Consider the following 18,905-nt stretch of genomic DNA (forward strand, 5'->3'; position numbering starts at 1 on the left):
TCAGTCGTAGAACGAATCCACGAATTTGTGGCGGCCGAGCAGGAAGGCGTCAGCCACATGGGTCAGCGGCGCAAGATCGACGTCGGAGCGGCCGGCCTTGATGATCTCGGCGAAGCGCTCGTAAAGCGCCGGATATTCCCGTTCCGGCTGGGACAGTTTTTCCTCGCCGTTGATCGAGAGCTTCGCGCCGCCTTCCGAAAGTACCATCCGTCCCGCTGCCGTTTCGGCAACAATATCCCAGCTCTGCTTGCCGGTCTGGCGCCAGTCGAATTCGGCATGGACGGGCGTTTTTTCAACGTCGGAAAAATGCAGGTCGGCGGCGATCGGGGCGTCGCGGTTTTCAGGGAATTCCAGCGTCGCCTTGGTCAGGAACAGTGCGCGGGGCAGGATATGGGTGATGATCGACAGCGCATTGATGCCGGGATCGAACACGCCGAGACCGCCCGCCTGCCAGATCCAGGCCTGGTTCGGATGCCAGTGGCGCACATCCTCTTTCCAGATGACATGCACGCTGTCGATTGTCGTCGAGGCCAGAAACGCCTTCGCTGCCTCCACCGCCGGCGCATAACGGGAATGCCAGCTGGCAAACAGCGAAAGACCCTTCGAATCCGCCAGACGAGCGAGATCCTGCACCTCCGAAAGCGTAGCACCCGGCGGCTTTTCAAGGAAAACATGCTTGCCGGCATTCAGCGCCGCGTAAGCTGCCTCGTAACGATATTGCGGCGGCATGCACAGCGAAACCGCATTGATTGCCGGCTCCGCCTCCAGCATGGCCTCGATGGTGCCATAGGAGGAAACACCGTCCACGGTGCCGTGGCGGCTGGCGGTGCAGATCAATTCGAAATCCGGATTGCCTGCGATGGCGGGGAGATGCTGGTCGCGAACGATTTTGCCGACGCCTACAATGGCAAGCTTGGTGGCTGACATGGAGAGGGATCCGTTTGAGTGCTTCATGGGATAAAGTGTGACTTTACAGGTTTTTAGCAGAAACAACCGAAGGGGCAAGGCGATGATCCCGCCCGTCGCGTCATTTTTGTATCGCCGGGATGTGGCGCAATATTCAAATGTATATTCGAAAATAATAAAGAGGCGAGGTGCAGTAAATATTTTTATATATAAATGTCATTCCATTGAAATTGATATTTCAATTATGATCTTTTTCGGTAATCTCCAATCGATATTGTTTGTTGTTTATTTTATTTTGATTTTTTATTTCCGGTGGAGGCGCTATGATTATATTGCGAAACTTAAGTGTAGGCGGTGTCTGCGATGCCGTTGCCCACGCTTAGGTCGGATTTTACCAATTGACCGCGCGTGAAATCCAGCATCCTTATCAAGATGTGCTGCAATTGCGCTGCTGCCGTCATCCGGCGGTGAAGTGCCAATGATGGAATTGGTCTTCCCCCAGCTATCCGCTTCAGTAGCCGAGCTTCCATTTCTGCTTCTTCAGGCCGCGGCTGTTGTCGGCATGGTGTCCATATTGATGTTGTTGCGGCGAGACGTGGCAATCACTGACGCGCGTTACAGAATTTACTACGGCTTTGTGTTTGGAGTGGCCGGCTTTTTATTGACGATGCTGGTTTCCGACTTCATCAAGCTGCCCTCGAAACCCTATATCCGTTCGGACCTGCTGTTTCTGGCAGGAGTGCTGGGCTCCTGGCAGGGAGGGCTGATCGGTTTCGCGTTAATCGCCGCGGGACGCTTCCTGTTCGGCGGGCCGGCATTGTTCGGTGCCGCAATTTTGGACATGGGCGTCATCTCGGCGTTTGGCATTGCCATGTATGCTTGGCTGCGCGGTCGCCCCCTGACTGACCTCGGCGTTCTGGAGATCGGCGGCGTTTTCGCGATCAGGATTTTCGCCGCCTTGTTCGCCGTGTCCCTGACCTATGGTTTCGACATGATTGGACAGGAGGTGTTTCTGAGCAATGTCGGGCGGCGCATTGTCGGCTCATCCGTGGGTCTGCCCATGATCGCATGCCTTTTCCTGCTGTTGCGCACTGAGGCGCGGGCGCGGGAGGCGGCAAAGAAACGTGATCTTGCCGCACTCACAGATCCCTTGACAGGTCTGCCCAATCGGCGTGCGCTTAAAGATCATATCGAACTGGCCATTCAGGGGACGCCTTCGGCCCCCCACGCGCTTCTTTTGATCGAAATTGTCAACATTGCCGATGTCGCGGCCCATCAGGGCGAGGATTGGGCGGATTTATTCTGGCCAAAACTGGCGCAAGAAATCTGCGATGGCGACAATGGGCTCTTGTCGAGGTTCCTGGCGCCGCAGAGCTTCATGTTCAGCGATGCAACGCTCGCGGTCCTCATAGAAGGGGTCTCGTTCGACAAGTCGGAGAGCGCCCATCTGGTCATGCATCTGCACGAGGCGCTGATCGCTTTTTCGCGCTCCACCGAGGCAGGCCCGGTTCCGTATCTGAAAATCGGGGCCGCGAATTTGGATAGGCTCTCCCATCAGAACATCGCGTCATTCCTCAAACACCTCAGCCTCGCCCTGCAGAGAAGCGAAAGTGCCGTGCAGATATTCCCTTTTTCTTTTGCCGAAAAAGCGGCACGGGACGAGGGGGTCCGGCAGATGCTGGTCCGGTGGATCAAGAACGGAAACCCGCCAATATTTTACCAGCCTAAGTTTGAAATCCATACGCGCCGCATGATTGGCGCCGAGGCGCTTTTACGTGCCGTCGATGCGCATGGGCAGACGCTTTCGCCCTACTACGTGCTGGAAATCGCCGAGCGTCACCGACTGCTGGCGGAATTCGAATGGGCGACTATCGACGCGGTGGTCCGAGACCTTGCGGCGTTACACGAGGTTGATCCTGGCTTTCATCTCGCCGTGAATGTCTCCGCTTCCTCCTTTGCGATGCCATGTTTCGGGGAGAGGGTGGTGGCATTGCTGCAGACGGCGGCGGTGCCGGCGCAGCGCCTGTCGATCGAGGTGACGGAAATGAGCAAGATGCCGAGCATCGATGCCGTGCAACACAACTTCGATACGCTGATTGCGGCTGGCGTAAGGCTGGCTCTCGACGATTTCGGCACCGGTTATGCGGCGCTCACCTTGCTGGCAAGGTTTCCCTTCGAAGAGGTGAAGATCGATCATTGGATGACATCACGGCTCGATCAGGCACGCTTCAGGGACGCTGTTGTCCTCGCCTTCGAAAGCGCCGAACGATATGGCGCCAAGCTGGTGACGGAAGGCATAGAGACCGAAGAGCAGTGCCGGATATTGATGCAGATGGGAATCCGCTTCGGCCAGGGTTATCTCTATTCGCCTGCAGTCCCGCTTCAAAACCTGCTTCGCCAGAAGAAATGCGCGTAACGCATTGCGCTAGAACGTCGCCGTGATCTTACCGTTGCAGCCGCAGGCATCGCGGAAGCTGGAGACCTTCGAAACGGGGGGATGTTACCCGCCCGTCGTTATCGCACGATCACTGCGCCATCGCATCCTCATATTCGCTCGAAAGCACCAGCCATTGCTCCTCGGCGTCGGAAAGCTTGGCAGCGGCCTCGCCGCGCTCCTTCACTTTCAGCGCGGCCTTGGCAGGGGCTTTTTCGTATAAAACAGGGTCCGCCAGTTCCTTGTCGAGCGCCTGAATCAGTTTCTCAAGCTTTGCCGTCAGGGATTCGATTTCGTTGATCTTTTTCTTGAGCGGCGCCAGCTGGGCGCGCTTTTCTGCATTGGCCTTGCGCTGGTCGGCTTTCGAGGTCTGGTCGGCGGCGGCCTCGGTCTTGTCGTCCTTCTTCCTGCCGGAGGAAATAACGAGATCGCGATATTCCTCCATGTCGCCTTCGAAGGTCTTGACCGTGCCGTCGGCCACCAGCCACAGCCGGTCCACCGTCGCTTCGATCAGGTGGCGGTCGTGCGAAATGAGGATGACCGCGCCGCTATAATCGTTCAGCGCCTCGATCAGCGCCCGGCGGCTGTCGATGTCGAGATGGTTGGTCGGTTCATCGAGGATCAGAAGGTTCGGCGCATGGAAGGCGGCAAGCCCCATCAGCAGCCGGGCCTTTTCACCGCCCGACAAGTCCTTCGCCGCCGTCGCCATTTTTTCCGTCGCAAGACCCATTTGCGCCACGCGAGCGCGCACCTGCGCTTCCGGCGCCAGCGGCATCAGCTTGCGCACATGTTCGACGGGCGTTTCATCCGGCACGAGGTCGTCGAGCTGATGCTGTGCGAAGAAACCGATCTTGAGGCTCGAGGCGACGCGAAGATCGCCCGCCTGCGGTGCAAGCCGGCCGGAGATGAATTTCGCGAAGGTCGATTTGCCGTTGCCGTTCGAGCCGAGCAGCGCGATGCGGTCGTCATTGTCGATCCTGAGATTGAGCTGTTTCAGGATGGATTTGCCCGGCTCGTATCCGACTGCGCCGCCATTGATGGCGACGATGGGGGAGGCGGGCTGCTTTTCCGGCTCGGGAAATGTGATCGGCTGGACATGGTCCTCGATCACGGCGGCAACGGTGCCCATGCGCTCCAGCGCCTTGATGCGGCTCTGGGCCTGGCGTGCCTTGGTGGCCTTGGCGCGGAAACGGTCGATGAAGCTTTGCAGATGTTTGCGCGCCGCGTCGTTCTTGACCTTGGCCTTCATCTGCAATTCGTCGGCCTCGGCCTTCTGCCGCTCGAACTGGTCGTAACCACCGCGATAGAAGGTCAGCTTCTTCTGGTCCAGATGCACGATGGAATTGACGGCATTGTTGAGGAGATCGCGGTCATGGCTGATGATGATGACGGTATGCGGATAACGCCGGATATAGTCTTCCAGCCAGAGCGTGCCTTCGAGGTCGAGATAGTTGGTCGGTTCGTCGAGCAGCAACAGGTCCGGTTCGGCAAACAGCACTGAGGCGAGCGCCACGCGCATGCGCCAGCCGCCGGAGAAGGAGGAGGCGGGCCGAAGCTGCGCCTCGTGATCGAAACCGAGACCGGCAAGAATGCTGGAGGCGCGCGCTTCCGCCGAATGGGCATCGATATCGACAAGCCGCATCTGGATTTCAGCGATCCGGTGAGGATCGGTTGCGGTTTCCGCTTCGGCCAAAAGCGCGCTGCGCTCCTTGTCGGCGGCAAGCACGATGGAAATCAGTGATTCCTCCGTGCCCGGCGCTTCCTGTGCCACCTGGCCGATGCGGGCGAGTTTCGGGATCGTCACCGAACCGCCTTCCGCCGCAAGATCGCCGGTGATGATCCGGAACAGGGTGGATTTTCCGGCACCGTTGCGGCCGACGAGACCCGCCTTCACACCGGCGGGAAGCGCCACGCTGGCATGGTCAAGAAGCAGACGCCCGGCGATGCGGGCGGAAAGATCGGTAATCGTAATCATGGCGCCGTTTTGGCCGAACTGTCTGGCCAAGGCAAGAGCCTCTGCGCCACACCGCGAGAGATTGCCGCTTCAGGAGCCGAGCTGTGCCAGATAGCTGTTGCGGCTGTGCTGCGCCACCTCCCGCGAGTAGCCGATAACGCAGTTGCGCGTGCCGCTGCGGGCCGAGAGCAAAGCGAGTTCGGCATGGCCGAAAAATTCGGCGGCTGTGGCGGTGCCATCCACCGCCGCGACACCGATCGAAACCGTCAGATGCTCGCCATCGCCACCACTGGTCGCGAAGTGCAGGGCCTCTACGCTTTGCCGCAGCCGCTCGGCGATCGCCTCGGCCGTATTCTGCGGTACCCCGGCAAACAGAAAGGCGAATTCATCGCCACCGATGCGAGCGACGAAATCGTCCTTCTTGATGGTCTTGCGAAACAGCGCGGCGAGCCGTCGCAGTGCCTTATTGCCGGCGGAAGAACCATATTTGCCGTTGATTTCCCGGAAATGATCGATGTCGAGCAATACCAGCGAGGTGGCGGACGCGGCCCGATCCTTTGCAAAAAGGGCGCCGAGCTTTTCCAGAAAGGCGGCCCGGTTGGGAAGCGCCGTCAAGCTGTCGCGCAGGGAGGCGGCCTGAAGTTCCACCCGGTTTCTTTCGGCTTCACGGATTTTCACCAGCCCCATGGCAATGAAATGCCGAAGGCTCGTCTGCTCCTCGTGAATGTCGCCCAGAAGCTCCAGGAAACGCTCCGTTGCCGGCGGCTCGCTGTCCTCATCCTGCTGGAGGGCGTCCATGAAGGTCTCGGTGCGTTTAAGGCTTGCCTCCAGCCGCGCGGAAATCTGCGTCAGCGTGTCGAAGGTCGCGCTCGCCATCTGTTCGGCTTCGATCCGGGAAAAGCCGGGCAGATTGTGCCGCTGGCCAATAATATCGATCTCGTGCTGCTGCGGCGCATTGCCGAGCGCTAGAATGTCGCGGCCCATGGCCGGGTTGTGTCCTGATAATATTTCATAGATCAGTTCGTAATTGCGCGGGAATGGCGCAATGTTCATCTTGGCGATGAATTGGGTGATTTTGGTAACGACAAGAGAACTTCTTGCCTGATCACGTTTCTTATCGCCCGCCGATGTCGTCACTGACAGCCCCAATACCGAGATTATTATGAATAGACCGGCGATAACCGATTGTTGAATGGGTTTATTCTTACAAGCAACGGTTTAAAATTGACTGAATCCGCGAAAAGTTTTGGCGCTGCGAAGCGAAAATTTTCACGCCGGACAGACGTGCGGACCGCACGCGTTTCCTGATCGATCACATGACAAATCCTGATTTGATTTCATGGCCCGGCCGTTCTTATATCGTTTCATCAATATTGCAGAAGAGGGTAGCTTATGACGAATTCCAGAACGCTCTACTCGTTGTGCGGAAGCGATATTTCCAGACCGTTTTCTCCCCATTGCTGGAAAACCGTGCTTTCGCTGGCCCATAAGGGGCTGGATTTCGAGGAGCGCCCCTTGCCCTTCACGGTCATTCCGACGGTGGAGGATGGGTTTTCGAAGACGGTGCCGATCCTGCGCGATGGCGACCAGCTGGTGAGCGACAGTTTCGAAATCGCGCTTTATCTGGATGACGCCTATCCGGAGCGGCCGTCGCTGTTCGATGGGGAGGGTGGCAAGGCGATGGCCCGCTTTGTTGAAAGCTGGTCACAGACGGTGCTACATCCGGCTATCACCCGTATTGCCCTGCTGGATATCCACAACATGCTGGATGAGCCGGATCGCCGTTATTTCCGTGACAGCAGGACGAAAGCGCTTGGCCGCCCGCTTGAGGACGTCACGGCGAACCGCGAGGCGGAAATCGCTGCTTTTCCGGCATTGCTCGCGCCGATCCGCCGCATGTTGAGCTTCCAGCCCTTCATTGGCGGCACGTCGCCGCTGTTTGCGGACTATATCGTCTTCGGCGCGCTGCAATGGGCGCGCATCACGTCAGGGGCGGATCTGTTTGCCGATAATGATCCGGTGCGGGACTGGTTCGAAGGCTGCCTCGATCTCTACGATGCGCGGGGCCGCAGTGTGACAGCGGCGTGAAATGTCTGGCGTCATCGTCGCAATCTCGTTGATCCCCCTTGTTTTCGGGCCTTTGGGCGGGTAAAGACCGCCCACTTTCTCTGAAGGAAAAGGAAACGGACACATGGCGATTGAACGCACATTTTCGATGATCAAGCCGGACGCAACCAAGCGTAACCTCACGGGCGCGATCACCAAGGTATTTGAAGACAACGGTCTGCGCATCGTCGCCTCCAAGCGCGTCTGGATGAGCAAGCGCGAAGCCGAAGGCTTCTACGCCGTTCACAAAGAGCGCCCCTTCTTCGGCGAACTCGTTGAAGGCATGACCTCCGGCCCGACCATCGTTCAGGTTCTGGAAGGCGAAAACGCCATCCTCAAGAACCGCGAAATCATGGGCGCCACCAACCCGGCCCAGGCTGCTGAAGGCACCATCCGCAAGTCCTTCGCGCTTTCCATCGGCGAAAACTCCGTTCACGGTTCCGACGCTCCGGAAACCGCCGCACAGGAAATCGCCTACTGGTTCGCCGAAACCGAAATCGTTGGCTGATTCAAAACCTCAACGGCTTGAATCGCTGTTGCAGGCGATTGGCTGAGACCGTTGAAAAGACTCGAAGAAACGGGGCCGAAAGGCTCCGTTTTTTGTTTGACAGGCGGTAAAGCAACGCCACTCCCTACGACGCCGGGCACCCCTGAACCGGGCGCATATCCGTCGTGCCGTCAGGCTTGAACACTTCCGGATTGGGCGTATAGAGCGGGCCGATCACCAGAGGCTTGGCCGGCAGAGCCGACTGGTCGGTATCGGAGCGGATCGTGGTCTCGATTGTCTGCATGACATCGCCATCCGGGCCCTTGATGCGGATGGTGACCCTGTAGGGCCGGTCCTGCTTCACGCATTCGACCGGCGGGCTCTGAACGCTGATCTTTTCGTCCTTCGGAAAAATTCTCTCCTTGGTCGTGAGATCGGGGCCGCCGCGCGGGTTTTCGAAAACCGCCTCCACGCTGCTGCCGTCGCGGATGGGGGCGATGCGCTGAAGCGTCACCAGATAGGTGGCGATGGCGACGCGGTAATTGAAGACGAACATCCGCCCGGACAGCTTGGCCACTTCACGCGGTTCATCGCGCTGGCAACCGGAAAGAGACAACATTGCTGCAATCGCCAGCAGGGCCAGGGCAATTCTCACGGCTGCACCTCCTTCTTGCGCTGATAATGCCGGCTGGCTTTTTGCCGGTTGCCGCACACCGCCATGTCGCACCAGACACGGCTTCTGTTTTTGCTGCGGTCGATGAACAGCCAGCCGCAATTGCCACAGATCCGCAGCCGTTCCCGTGTCTCGCTGGCAAGCAGCGACAGAGCGGAATGGACGGTGGCGTTGGCGAGACTTTCAGACGCCGGGAATAGCCGTAGCGCCGTGCCGCCCGCAGAGAGAAACCGCGCCAGCTTGCCATCATCATCCGCCCCGCCTGAGACAGACGAACGGAAGTGATCGTCGATCGCCTCGCGCAGTTCGAGAAAAATGGGCCGTTTGTCCGCCTCCGGCGCGATGAGGATAGGAAACCTGTCCCGTTCCGCACCAAGCCGCATTGCCGCTTCGGCAAAGGCGGCGATCTGCTCCGGCACGGCAAAACGGTCGAGCGTCCTTGCCGCGTCCGAGCGCAGGATCACGCTGTTGGCGACATCGAGCGCCAATGCTCCCCCTGCAAAACGATGTTCCGTCCAGCGAAATGTCATGCGCATATTATAACTATCAAAATGTGTTTTAACAGTTATAATCGTGGCAGGAGGACGGGCTTGGCTTATTTCCTGCAACAATTGCTGAATGCCGTGCCGGTCGCAGCCCTTTATGCGGTTCTGGCCTTCGGTTATGCCATCGCCTTTTCGGTCACGAAACGCGCCGATGTGACCTATGGCGCCATATTCGCCTTTGCCGGCCAGACCTGCCTCCTGTTTGCCGATTTCGGTTGGAACCGGCTGTGGCTCGTTCTGCCGGCAACATTGGCGCTGGGGGCGGGGGCAGGCCTGTTCGGCGGGCTTTGGGCCGCGGGTTTCATCGGCAGAGCGGTGATGCGGCCGCTGGCAAAGGCTTCTCCCAACGCGGTGACCGTCGCCGGCGTCGGCGTATTGATCGCGCTCACGGAAAGCGCAAGGCTTGCCGCCGATACAAGGCAATTATGGTTGCCGCCGCTTTTATCGCAGCCGGTGCGTTTCTGGACCGAGGGCGGCTTTGCCGTAACCCTCACACCGATGCAGATGCTGAACACGGCAATCTTTTGCCTGCTCATTCTCGCAGGCTCGCTTTATCTCAGCCATTCCGCCTTTGGCAGGCGCTGGAAGGCGGTGTCGGATGATGCCTTCGCTGCCTCGCTCTTCGGGGTGAATGCGGGCAGGGTGTTTCTGCTGTCCTATTGCGCGGCGGGTCTCGTTGCGGCCATCGCCGGTGTGCTGGCCACGTTTTATTACGGCACCATGGATTTCGGCGCCGGTCTCGTTTTCGGTCTGAAAGTCGTGCTGATCTCGGCGGCGGGCGGATATGCCAGCCCGCTCATCTGCGGCCTCGGGGCTGCCGCCGTCGGTTTTGCGGAAACATTCTGGGTCGGTTACGGCCCGGTCGCCTGGCGGGATGCGGCGGTTCTGGCTTTGCTTGTCGGCTGGCTGATCGTCATGCGCAGCAGGGTGGAAGCGCCTTAGGACATTCGAGGAAAAGCGGACTCCGGTTTTCCGTCCGCGAAAACAGGCGCTATCGCCACTTGTCCTTCGCCATATCGTCGGTCGCCTTCGCAACCACCCAGTCACCCGATGTGCCATCCCTGCCATGTTCCTTTTTCCAGAACGGGGCTGAGGTCTTGAGATAGTCCATCACGAAATTGGCACCATCGAAGGCGGCCTGTCGATGCGATGAAGCGGCGATGACAAGGACAATGTTTTCGCCGGTGGCGATCTTGCCATGGCGGTGGATGGCGGTGAGGCCAAGCAGGCCGAAGCGCTCCACCGCAAGTTTGGCGATGCGGGTGATTTCCGCTTCCGCCATGCCGGGATAATGTTCGAGTTCCAGTGCGGTCAGCGTGCCGCCATCGTCCCGGCAGAGCCCGGTGAAGGCCACGACGGCGCCGATGCTTCTGTCGCTTTGCGTCAACAGGCGTGTTTCGTCAGCGGCGTCGAAGTCTTCTGCCTGCACGCGAACCGTCGGCTGAGAGACTTTCTGCATCCGCTCATCCCCCCGTCATGGGCGGGAAAATGCCGATCTCGCGTGCGCCGACAATGCTCTCGTCATGCTCGACATGTTCCTGATTGACGGCGACCCTGATGACATTGGGAAACTCGAAGGCTGCTTCGTAATTTTCACCGCGTGTCGAAAGATAAGCGATCAGCTCGCCGGCGGTGGTGACGGAGGAAGGGATATCCAGCTCTTCCTCATCGGTGCCGATCTTCTCGCGAACCCAGGCGAAATAAACGATCCGCGTCATCACTCTTCGTCCACGATGTGCTTGAGGCCCGCCTTGAAGTAATCATAACCGGTATACATGGTCAGCGCCGCGGCGAGCCACAGAAGCGTAATCCCCATCTCGGTCGTATAGGGCAGCACCTTGTCGCCGGCAGGACCTGCGAGAAGAAAGGCGATGGCCACCATCTGGATCGTGGTCTTCCATTTGGCGATCTGGGTGACGGGGACGCTGACCTTCAGCGCCGCCAGATATTCGCGCAGGCCGGAAACCAGAATTTCACGGCAGAGAATGGTAATCGCTGCCCAGAGCGACCAGCCGGCAATTGTGCCATCCGCCGCCATCAACAGCAGCACGGAGGCGACCAGCAGCTTGTCGGCGATCGGGTCCAGCATGCGGCCGATATTGGACGTCTGATTCCAGATACGGGCGAGATAACCATCGAGAAAATCGGTCAGCGAAGCGACGATGAACAGCCAGAGCGCCGTCCAGCGCGCGAAATCCGAGCTTTCCAGCTTTCCTTCGATAAAGAAACACAAAACGATGACAGGAACCGCAAGGATGCGGGCATAGGTGAGGAGGTTGGGAATGTTGTATGCGCGCGAAGCCATGGGAAACCTGTCAGTCTGGATAAGCTGCCTTGATGCCGTCCCTGACGCATAGGGTCAACACGTTATTATGGTTTTTTAGCAGATCGGTCTTACCGTTCTGCGTCAATCGCTGCCGCTCTCGTGGAAGTGATTGTAAATTTGCCGCGCCACCGTCTCGGAAATGCCGGTAACCGTCATAAGATCGTTGAGGCCGGCACGGGAAACCGCCTTGGCCGTGCCGAAATGCTGCAACAGGGAACGCTTGCGCCCCGGACCTATCCCTGAGATTTCATCCAGCGGATTGCGCACCATTTCCTTCTTGCGTCGCGCCCGGTGAGAGCCGATGGCGAAGCGGTGGGCCTCGTCGCGCATACGCTGGATGAAATAAAGCACGGGATCGCGCGGCGGCAGGGAAAAGTCGCTGCGGCCATCCGCGAAGAAGCGCTCGCGCCCTGCCTCGCGGTCCACACCCTTCGCCACGCCGATGGCCGTCACGCAGTCGCGAATGCCGAGTTCGTCGAGAATTGCCCGCACCGCGGTCATCTGCCCCTGGCCGCCGTCGATCAGGATCACATCCGGCCAGGCGGGGAAGGGCAGGTCGGCGGCTTCTTCTGGTGTCGGCGTCTGCGTGCGATCAGGCTTGCCCTCTTCCTTCAGCAGGCGCGAGAAGCGACGGGTCATCACCTCGCGCATCATGCCGAAGTCGTCGCCGGGGGTGATGTCGGTCGATTTGATGTTGAACTTGCGATACTGGTTTTTGACAAAGCCTTCCGGCCCCGCCACCACCATGCCGCCCACGGCATTAGTGCCCATGATGTGCGAGTTGTCGTAAATCTCGATGCGTCGCGGCACGGTGGAAAGGCCGAAGGTCTCCGCAAAACCTTTCAGCAGTCGCGCCTGAGACGAGGTTTCCGCCAGCTTGCGGCCATGCGCCTCGCGGGCATTGGCCAGAACATGGTCGGTAATGTCCTTTTTCTCCCCACGCTGCGGCACGCTGATCGTTACCTTGTGCCCCGCCTTTTCGCCAAGTGCTGCGGCCAGCAGCTCCTGTTCTTCCACCGTTTCGGAAAGCAGGATCTGCTTCGGCACCGGCTTGTCGTCGTAGAACTGCGCGAGGAAGGCGTTGAGGATTTCCGAGCCGGGCAAGGATGGATCGGCCTTCGGGAAATAGGCGCGGTTACCCCAGTTCTGGCCGGTGCGGAAAAAGAATACCTGAATACAGGAAATACCGCCTTCATGGTGGATGGCAAAGACATCCGCTTCCTCGATGCCGGCGGGATTGATGCCCTGATGGCTCTGGACGTGCGAGAGCGCCGCCAGCCGGTCGCGATAGACCGCGGCGCGCTCGAAATCGAGATCCTCTGATGCCTCATTCATCTGCCGCGCGATCGCGGTCTTGACGCTCTGGCTCTTGCCGGAGAGGAAATCCTTGGCTTCCTTGACGAGTTCCGCATAGCCCTCGTCGCTCACCTCATGCGTGCAGGGCCCAGAACAGCGCTTGATCTGGTAGAGAAGACAGGGGCGGGTGCGGGTCTCGAACACGCTGTCGGTGCAGGTGCGGATCAGGAAGGCGCGTTGCAGCGAATTGATCGTGCGGCCAACGGCGCCGGCCGAGGCAAAGGGGCCGAAATAATCGCCTTTCCGCGCCCGGGCGCCGCGATGTTTGAAGATCGCCGGCGCGCGATTATCCGCGGTGATGAGGATATATGGAAACGACTTGTCGTCGCGCAAAAGCACATTAAAGCGCGGCCGTAAGCGTTTGATGAGATTCGCTTCCAAGAGAAGCGCCTCAGTCTCCGTGCGGGTGGTGACGAATTCCATATGGGTGGTGAAACGCACCATCTGGGCGATGCGGTTGGAATGCACGCGACCCTGGGCGTAGTTACCGACACGCTTCTTCAGCGAACGGGCCTTGCCGACGTAAAGAACGTCGCCCGCCTCGTTGAACATGCGGTAGACACCCGGCGAATTCGGCAGGTGTTTGACGAATTCGCCGATAAGATCCATGCCCTTCAGGCCGGATTCGTTCTTCCAGCCCGCATTCCAGTCCATGCCGGCAACGCTGCGCGACGCCTCGGCCGTATCTGTTGCGGCAAGGTTGGCATCGTCGTCTTCGTCGTCGGTTTCATCGAACAGAATACCGCCATCAGGCAGCTTCTTTCCGTTCATTCATTTATCTCCGCCACGTCAGGGGTTTCCCAGCCAAGGTGCTGGCCGCCGTCGAGCGCGATCATTTGTCCGGTGACCGACGGCGTATCATAAAGAAAGCGAATCGTCCGGCCGAACTCGTCCGGCGCGGGACCACGCTTTAATATAAGGCCGTCGATCTGCGCCTGAAAGTCCTGGGGCGCCTGTCTTTCGCTTTTGAAGGTGGGACCCGGCCCGATGGCATTGACCCGCACGCGCGGCGCAAAGCTCTGCGCCATGGTCCTTGTGGCGGTCCACAGCGCCGATTTCGAAAGTGTGTAGGAATAAAAACGCGGCGTGAGCGCAAGCACACGCTGGTCGATGATATTGACGATCAGCCCGGATTTCTCCGCAGGCAGTTGCTCGACAAAGGCGGCGGCGATGAGGGAAGGGGCCCGCACATGCACCGCGAAATGGGCATCGAAAACGGCCGGATCGGGCGTTTCGGCGGTATCTGCGAGAAAAACCGATGCATTATTGACGACGACGCCGATCGGGCCAAGCGCGGCGGCGGCCTTTTCGATAAGCGCCATGGTGGGCGCAGATTGTGTCAGATCTGCCTGAACGGCCGCGGCCCTGCCACCCTTTTGCCTTATTTCGTTAGCGAATTCCTCCGCCTGCGCCATGGATTCATTGGCATGGACGGCGATCGCAAAGCCGTGGGCGGCGAGATCGGTGGCGATCGCCCGCCCGAGCCGGCGGGCGGCGCCCGTTATCAAGACTGTCTTCGGTATATGTTCTTTCACGGCGGACCTGCATTTGCTCATACATGCCCTATTTGCTGGATATAAATGCAAATCGCAAGCTGTCACTCAGCCCCAAAAGAATTGGACGATTTTTTATTCACAATGCAATTTCGGTTTAATTTTAATATAACTAAGTTTAAAGGCGATCTATTGCTGGTTAGGCTTCTGTTAGGGTTAATAAAACCCTTGTGGCAATTAGGCAACGTCTAATTCTAGTCACGTCTCTGCCCCAAACAATTCACATTTTGGCTCTTTGATCTCCGCATTCTCCCATCAAGTTCAGTTTCCAGAGGGGCAAATTAACCCGACGATTTTACCGCGTCTGAAAACAATGTTTTGAGTGCAGAGCGGTCCTGAAAGGAGAATAACATGCGTATTTTCGTAGCAACCCTTATGGCTTCGACCATGGCAGCCGCCGGTTTTTCGGCTGCTTACGCTGCCGACGCCGTAAATGAAGTGCCGCAGGCACCGGTAGCCTACGACCAGCCCGCCGCGGTCAAGGATTGGTCCGGCGCCTACCTCGGTGGTACGGTCAACTATGACTGGGGTCGTTTCAGCTCCAGCAATGACGGTCGTGACGCCAAGGGCTTCGGTGGCGGCGTCTATGGTGGTTACAACATGCAGAGCGGCCAGATCGTTTACGGTGCTGAAGCAGACGTGAACATGGGCGACGAGAAGGGCTCCGCCGGTACGGTTGCCGGTCGCGCCGTCGAAGGCAAGCAGGGCGTCAACGGCTCGCTACGTGGCCGCGTCGGTTACGACATGAACCCGTTCCTGCTCTATGGTACGGCCGGTCTTGCTGTCTCCGACAACAAGGTTCGTGACGGTGTCAACAAGGACAGCGCCACTGCTCTCGGTTACACGGTTGGTGCCGGTGTTGAAGCCATGGTGACCGACAACATCACCGCTCGTCTGGAATATCGCTACAGCGATTACCAGAAGAAGGACTACACGCTCGGCAACGACGCCTTCTCGCGTGGTTTTGACGACCACTCGGTCAAGGCCGGTATCGGCGTCAAGTTCTGATCCTTCTCGGATCGGTCAAGGAAAAGCCGGGGTTTACACCCCGGCTTTTTTTGTTTCTGTGATTGGCCATCGCCGGTACGCCCGGCGGAAAGAACCGGGCGTTGTGTTCGGCGGGTTTAGGCGGCGGCTTTCATTTCCGCATAGGCGTCGAAACGCTTGCCGAAGGTTTCCGGCCACGCTGCCAGCGCATCACGTCCCTCGGCCCACTCACCGGCAAAACGCAGGTCGAGATAGCCGATCATAGCCGCAAGGGCGAAATGGCCGCCATGCAGCTTCTTGCCGGTTTTCGGCAGGTTGGCGTTGAGGTGATCGAGCCCGCGGACCACCTTGCTCCACTGCTTGTCGATCCACGGCTGGTGGATCTTGTCTTCCGGGCGGAAACGCCGTTCGTAAACGATGGCGAGCAGGCAATCCATGATGCCGTCGCACAGCGCTTCCAGGATTTCCGCTTCGGTGCGCTTGCCGTTCTTCTTGGGGTAAAGCTTGCCGCCCGAAAGACGGTCGAGATAATGCATGATCGTCACGCTGTCATAGACAGAGCCGCCTTCGTCCAGCAGCAGGACCGGGATTTTGCCGAGCGGATTGTTGTCCATCAGCGTGGCCGGCTCGGCATTGGTGTCGACCCGCACGGAGGTGACATCGATGTCGAGATGGCGGGCGGCCATGCGCACCTTGGCGGAGTAGGGGGAGGCGGGCGAATAAAGCAGTTCCATGGTCGGGTCCTATGGGGTTGATATGGGGTAATCAGCGTATGGGGATGATCTCGGTCGCGCTGGCGCGGCAGCCCTTGCGGTCCAGTTTAGGGCAATCGCGAAAGGTCATGTCCTTGTTGAGGCAGATGCGCACTTCCTCAAGGCGCCTGCCGTCACAACTGATCGAGACGGCGCGTTTCGACAGGCCCGGATTGGCGTCGGTGAAGGCGGTTTCGATGGCATCGGCGGAGAGCGTATTGGTCTGCGCGCCGGAGGAAATTTTCCCCGGCAACCGGATGGCCTGAAACGCCGCCCGTGTCGCGGCAAAATAATCCTTCTGCGACAGGCCGGAACAGGCGCCGTGTTTGCGCCATTGGTGGCCGATCAGGCCCATCGATGGCATGATGTCGAACATGCTGCGGCCGATCGCGTCGGGAACCCGCTCCGGCTCGCTGCTTTGGCAGAATTCGGGATAGCCGTTTTCGTTCTGCGGCCACAGCCCGTGCACCACGAAACCGTAACGCCTGTCGCTGCCGCATTGTTGGCGGTTGCCGGAACCTTCGGAGCTGGCACAGAAGGCTGGCGACCAGGACAGGGAGAGCACGTAGAAATCGAAACCCGTACCGCGAGGGGGGTGGGCATTGTCCGCATTCTGCCGGGCTGTATTCTGTTGCGGGCGTGCAGCGGGCTGCTGCTGAGCGGGCGTCTGCCGGTCGTTTTCCGGTCCTTTCGAAACGGGTTTTTCCTGCGCAAACCACAGTGCTGCAAGCGACAGAAGACCCAAGGCGATGAAACCTGCATACCGTTTCATTCCGTGCATGTTCCCCGGAAACTGGACCACTCCATATCGCCTTCGGGCGACGATCCGGTCTTACATAAATTTGTGAACGAGGCAAACGGGCAAAAAGGTTGAAAGCTTCGCCGCATAACGAATAGACTCTACCGAATCTTCCGCGAAAGACGGAAACAGGGCTGGGGCGATGTTGGGGGAAATAGGCGGCATGACCGCATGAAATTCAAAAAATACATCTGGCCCCTCGTTGGTTTCGCGACGATCGGTTTTTCCGCCTGGCTGCTCTTCCACGAATTGCGTGGCCTGTCGCTCGATGATCTCTGGGACAGCCTGAGAGCCATTCGTGTACGGGACTGGCTGTGTTCCGGCCTTGCAACCTTGCTGGCCTATGCCGCGCTGGCCGGTTACGACCGCATCGCGCTGCAACATATTGGCCGCAAGGTAAACTGGTTCTTCATCACGCTCACCTCATTCACCACCTATGCGCTGTCCCACAATGTCGGGGCATCCGTATTTTCAGGGGCCGTGGTGCGATACAGGGCCTATACGGCCAAGGGGCTGAGCGTTGCGGAAGTGGGCGTCCTCGTCGGCCTCTGCTCCTTCACCTTCCTCATCGGGACGATCATGCTGATCGGTCTGGTGTTGTTATACGAGCCCGACATCACCGAACGATTTACCGGCATCCTGCCCGTCGAAGCCTCCACCACGACGGGCATTGTGCTGCTTCTCTTCGTCAGCCTTTATGTCCTTGGCAGTCTGCTCAGGCTGAAGCCCTTGAAAATCGGCTCTTTCATGCTGCCTTACCCCGCGCCGAAGCTGGTGGCGCAACAGCTCGTCATCGGCCCGATAGAGCTGATCGGCGCGGCTGGCATCATCTATTTTGCCCTGCCGGAGGCCGGGAACCCCGGTTACATGGTCATTCTCGGCATTTTCCTGGTGTCTTTTTCGGCCGCGCTCATCTCGCATGCGCCGGGCGGGCTCGGCGTGCTGGAACTGGTCTTCGTCACCGGCCTGCCGGATATGAACCCCGCTGATGTCATTGCCGCACTTCTGGTGTTTCGCCTATTCTACCTCATCATACCCTTCATCATGGCGCTGTTCGTGATCCTGTTCTTTGAACGATCACAGCTTGCGCAGGCGCAGAAACGGGAAGGGTTGCGGTAGAACCTCAATCCTCTTCCGGCTTCTCCTCACCGCGCAGCCAGAAGGCGCGGTGCGATGCGTACCGGTCCTGCGCCATCACCGTTTTCAGGAAGGGCAGCAGCGTGTGTAGCTCGTCCTTCAGCGTATAGGGCGGGTTGACGACGATGAGGCCCGAACCGCTCAAGCCCTCGAGCCGGTCGCTTTTGACTGATAGTTCCGCACACAGCATCTTCGGAATATCGAAGGATTGCAGCCGCTCATGGAAATCCCTGATCGGCGCGCCTTTTTTCAACGGATACCAAAGGCAATAGGTGCCGGTTGAAAACCGCCGGTAAGCCTTGTTCAGACCATCCGCCAGCCGCTGATATTCATTCTCAAGCTCGAAAGGCGGATCGACGAGGATGAGGCCGCGCTTTTCCTTCGGCGGCAGATGCGCGCCGAGCGATAGCCAGCCATCCAGCTCGGTGATGCGAACCTGATAATCCCCCTCGAACAGACGTGACAGGGCGCGTGCGTCGTCCGGATGTAGTTCCATGGCCGAAAGCCGGTCCTGCGGACGGAACAGCATGCGCGCGAGTTTCGGCGAGCCGGGATAAAATTGCATGCCGCCATCAGGGTTAAGCTCCCTGACGGCGGCAAGATAGGGCTCCAGCAATTCGGCGATGGGGGCGGGCAGATCGGCATCCATCAGCTTGCCGATGCCGGTCTGCCATTCGCCGGTTTTCTGTGCCTCTTCCGAGGAGAGGTCGTAAAGCCCGATGCCGGCATGGGTGTCCAGCACCCGAAACGCCTTGTCCTTGTTCTGGAGATAACGCACGAGGCGGGCGAGAACGGCATGTTTGAGGACATCCGCGAAATTGCCGGCGTGATAGATGTGGCGGTAGTTCATGGATATGTCTCGCTTGCCGTTTACCGGGATGAATGGTCAG

Annotated in this window: 19 protein-coding genes; 6 read left to right on the plus strand and 13 right to left on the minus strand. The window is 58.9% G+C overall.

All coding sequences use genetic code 11. The annotated features are described in order from the left end of the window. Positions 1-927, minus strand: a complete 927-nt coding sequence (locus tag NYR50_RS03795) for a Gfo/Idh/MocA family protein (RefSeq protein ID WP_010971402.1) — start codon at positions 925-927, stop codon at positions 1-3. Positions 928-1,384: 457 nt separating this feature from the next. Between NYR50_RS03795 and NYR50_RS03800 the strand changes: the two genes are divergently transcribed. After that, positions 1,385-3,322, plus strand: a complete 1,938-nt coding sequence (locus tag NYR50_RS03800; protein WP_418136820.1) for an EAL domain-containing protein — start codon at positions 1,385-1,387, stop codon at positions 3,320-3,322. Between the two features lie 109 nt (positions 3,323-3,431). Here NYR50_RS03800 and NYR50_RS03805 read toward each other — a convergent pair whose 3' ends face one another. Both NYR50_RS03805 and NYR50_RS03810 read right to left on the minus strand, forming a co-directional pair. After that, complete coding sequence (locus tag NYR50_RS03805) at positions 3,432-5,315, minus strand: ABC-F family ATP-binding cassette domain-containing protein (protein ID WP_418137247.1); 1,884 nt, start codon at positions 5,313-5,315, stop codon at positions 3,432-3,434. Positions 5,316-5,384: 69 nt separating this feature from the next. Then, positions 5,385-6,431 (minus strand): GGDEF domain-containing protein, encoded by a 1,047-nt coding sequence (locus tag NYR50_RS03810; RefSeq protein WP_418136821.1) that lies wholly within the window; start codon positions 6,429-6,431, stop codon positions 5,385-5,387. 255 nt (positions 6,432-6,686) lie between these two features. Here NYR50_RS03810 and NYR50_RS03815 point away from each other — a divergent pair, with 255 nt between their 5' ends. After that, complete coding sequence (locus NYR50_RS03815) at positions 6,687-7,382, plus strand: glutathione S-transferase family protein (RefSeq protein WP_306018497.1); 696 nt, start codon at positions 6,687-6,689, stop codon at positions 7,380-7,382. Positions 7,383-7,485: 103 nt separating this feature from the next. Further along, a complete protein-coding gene (gene ndk, locus NYR50_RS03820) occupies positions 7,486-7,908 on the plus strand; it encodes a nucleoside-diphosphate kinase (RefSeq protein WP_003502118.1) in 423 nt (140 codons plus the stop codon). Positions 7,909-8,032: 124 nt separating this feature from the next. Here ndk and NYR50_RS03825 read toward each other — a convergent pair whose 3' ends face one another. Together NYR50_RS03825 and NYR50_RS03830 are read right to left on the minus strand one after the other, a co-directional pair. Continuing rightward, positions 8,033-8,506 carry a hypothetical protein gene (locus NYR50_RS03825; protein WP_418137249.1) on the minus strand — a complete coding sequence of 158 codons (474 nt, stop codon included), beginning with the start codon at positions 8,504-8,506 and terminating at the stop codon, positions 8,033-8,035. Between the two features lie 32 nt (positions 8,507-8,538). Continuing rightward, positions 8,539-9,090, minus strand: coding sequence for a CGNR zinc finger domain-containing protein (locus NYR50_RS03830; protein ID WP_418137250.1), 552 nt, complete (start codon positions 9,088-9,090; stop codon positions 8,539-8,541). A 60-nt stretch (positions 9,091-9,150) separates the two neighbouring features. On the opposite strand from NYR50_RS03830, the gene NYR50_RS03835 reads away from it, so the two are divergent. Next, entirely contained in the window at positions 9,151-10,047 is an 897-nt protein-coding gene (locus NYR50_RS03835; protein WP_418136822.1) for a branched-chain amino acid ABC transporter permease, read from the plus strand. A 49-nt stretch (positions 10,048-10,096) separates the two neighbouring features. Here NYR50_RS03835 and NYR50_RS03840 read toward each other — a convergent pair whose 3' ends face one another. From NYR50_RS03840 to NYR50_RS03860, 5 genes are all read right to left on the minus strand, one after another. Further along, positions 10,097-10,564: a molybdenum cofactor biosynthesis protein MoaE gene (locus NYR50_RS03840; RefSeq protein ID WP_418136823.1), complete on the minus strand. Its 468-nt coding sequence runs from the start codon at positions 10,562-10,564 to the stop codon at positions 10,097-10,099. A 4-nt stretch (positions 10,565-10,568) separates the two neighbouring features. Further along, complete coding sequence (gene moaD / locus NYR50_RS03845) at positions 10,569-10,823, minus strand: molybdopterin converting factor subunit 1 (RefSeq protein ID WP_418136824.1); 255 nt, start codon at positions 10,821-10,823, stop codon at positions 10,569-10,571. After that, positions 10,823-11,410 (minus strand): CDP-diacylglycerol--glycerol-3-phosphate 3-phosphatidyltransferase, encoded by a 588-nt coding sequence (gene pgsA / locus NYR50_RS03850; RefSeq protein WP_006312874.1) that lies wholly within the window; start codon positions 11,408-11,410, stop codon positions 10,823-10,825. Before pgsA ends, moaD begins: the two co-directional genes overlap by 1 nt. Positions 11,411-11,512: 102 nt before the next feature. Then, positions 11,513-13,558, minus strand: coding sequence for an excinuclease ABC subunit UvrC (uvrC, locus tag NYR50_RS03855; RefSeq protein ID WP_418136825.1), 2,046 nt, complete (start codon positions 13,556-13,558; stop codon positions 11,513-11,515). After that, positions 13,555-14,343 carry an SDR family oxidoreductase gene (locus NYR50_RS03860; RefSeq protein ID WP_418136826.1) on the minus strand — a complete coding sequence of 263 codons (789 nt, stop codon included), beginning with the start codon at positions 14,341-14,343 and terminating at the stop codon, positions 13,555-13,557. Before NYR50_RS03860 ends, uvrC begins: the two co-directional genes overlap by 4 nt. A 348-nt stretch (positions 14,344-14,691) precedes the next feature. Here NYR50_RS03860 and NYR50_RS03865 point away from each other — a divergent pair, with 348 nt between their 5' ends. After that, positions 14,692-15,348, plus strand: a complete 657-nt coding sequence (locus NYR50_RS03865; protein WP_006312871.1) for an outer membrane protein — start codon at positions 14,692-14,694, stop codon at positions 15,346-15,348. 116 nt (positions 15,349-15,464) lie between these two features. On the opposite strand, the gene NYR50_RS03870 is transcribed toward NYR50_RS03865, so the two are convergent. Both NYR50_RS03870 and NYR50_RS03875 read right to left on the minus strand, forming a co-directional pair. After that, a complete protein-coding gene (locus tag NYR50_RS03870; protein WP_010971416.1) occupies positions 15,465-16,061 on the minus strand; it encodes a glutathione S-transferase in 597 nt (198 codons plus the stop codon). 31 nt (positions 16,062-16,092) lie between these two features. Then, positions 16,093-16,851, minus strand: coding sequence for a ribonuclease T2 family protein (locus NYR50_RS03875; protein WP_418136827.1), 759 nt, complete (start codon positions 16,849-16,851; stop codon positions 16,093-16,095). Positions 16,852-17,049: 198 nt separating this feature from the next. Between NYR50_RS03875 and NYR50_RS03880 the strand changes: the two genes are divergently transcribed. Beyond that, positions 17,050-17,997 (plus strand): lysylphosphatidylglycerol synthase domain-containing protein, encoded by a 948-nt coding sequence (locus NYR50_RS03880; RefSeq protein ID WP_174008171.1) that lies wholly within the window; start codon positions 17,050-17,052, stop codon positions 17,995-17,997. 4 nt (positions 17,998-18,001) lie between these two features. Here the strand turns inward: NYR50_RS03880 and NYR50_RS03885 are convergent, their stop codons facing one another. Next, positions 18,002-18,865 carry a 23S rRNA (adenine(2030)-N(6))-methyltransferase RlmJ gene (locus NYR50_RS03885; protein ID WP_418136828.1) on the minus strand — a complete coding sequence of 288 codons (864 nt, stop codon included), beginning with the start codon at positions 18,863-18,865 and terminating at the stop codon, positions 18,002-18,004. Positions 18,866-18,905: the final 40 nt, after the last annotated feature.

This window comes from Agrobacterium sp. El2ro-1b, assembly GCF_048298475.1.
Classification (GTDB): domain Bacteria; phylum Pseudomonadota; class Alphaproteobacteria; order Rhizobiales; family Rhizobiaceae; genus Agrobacterium; species Agrobacterium fabrum.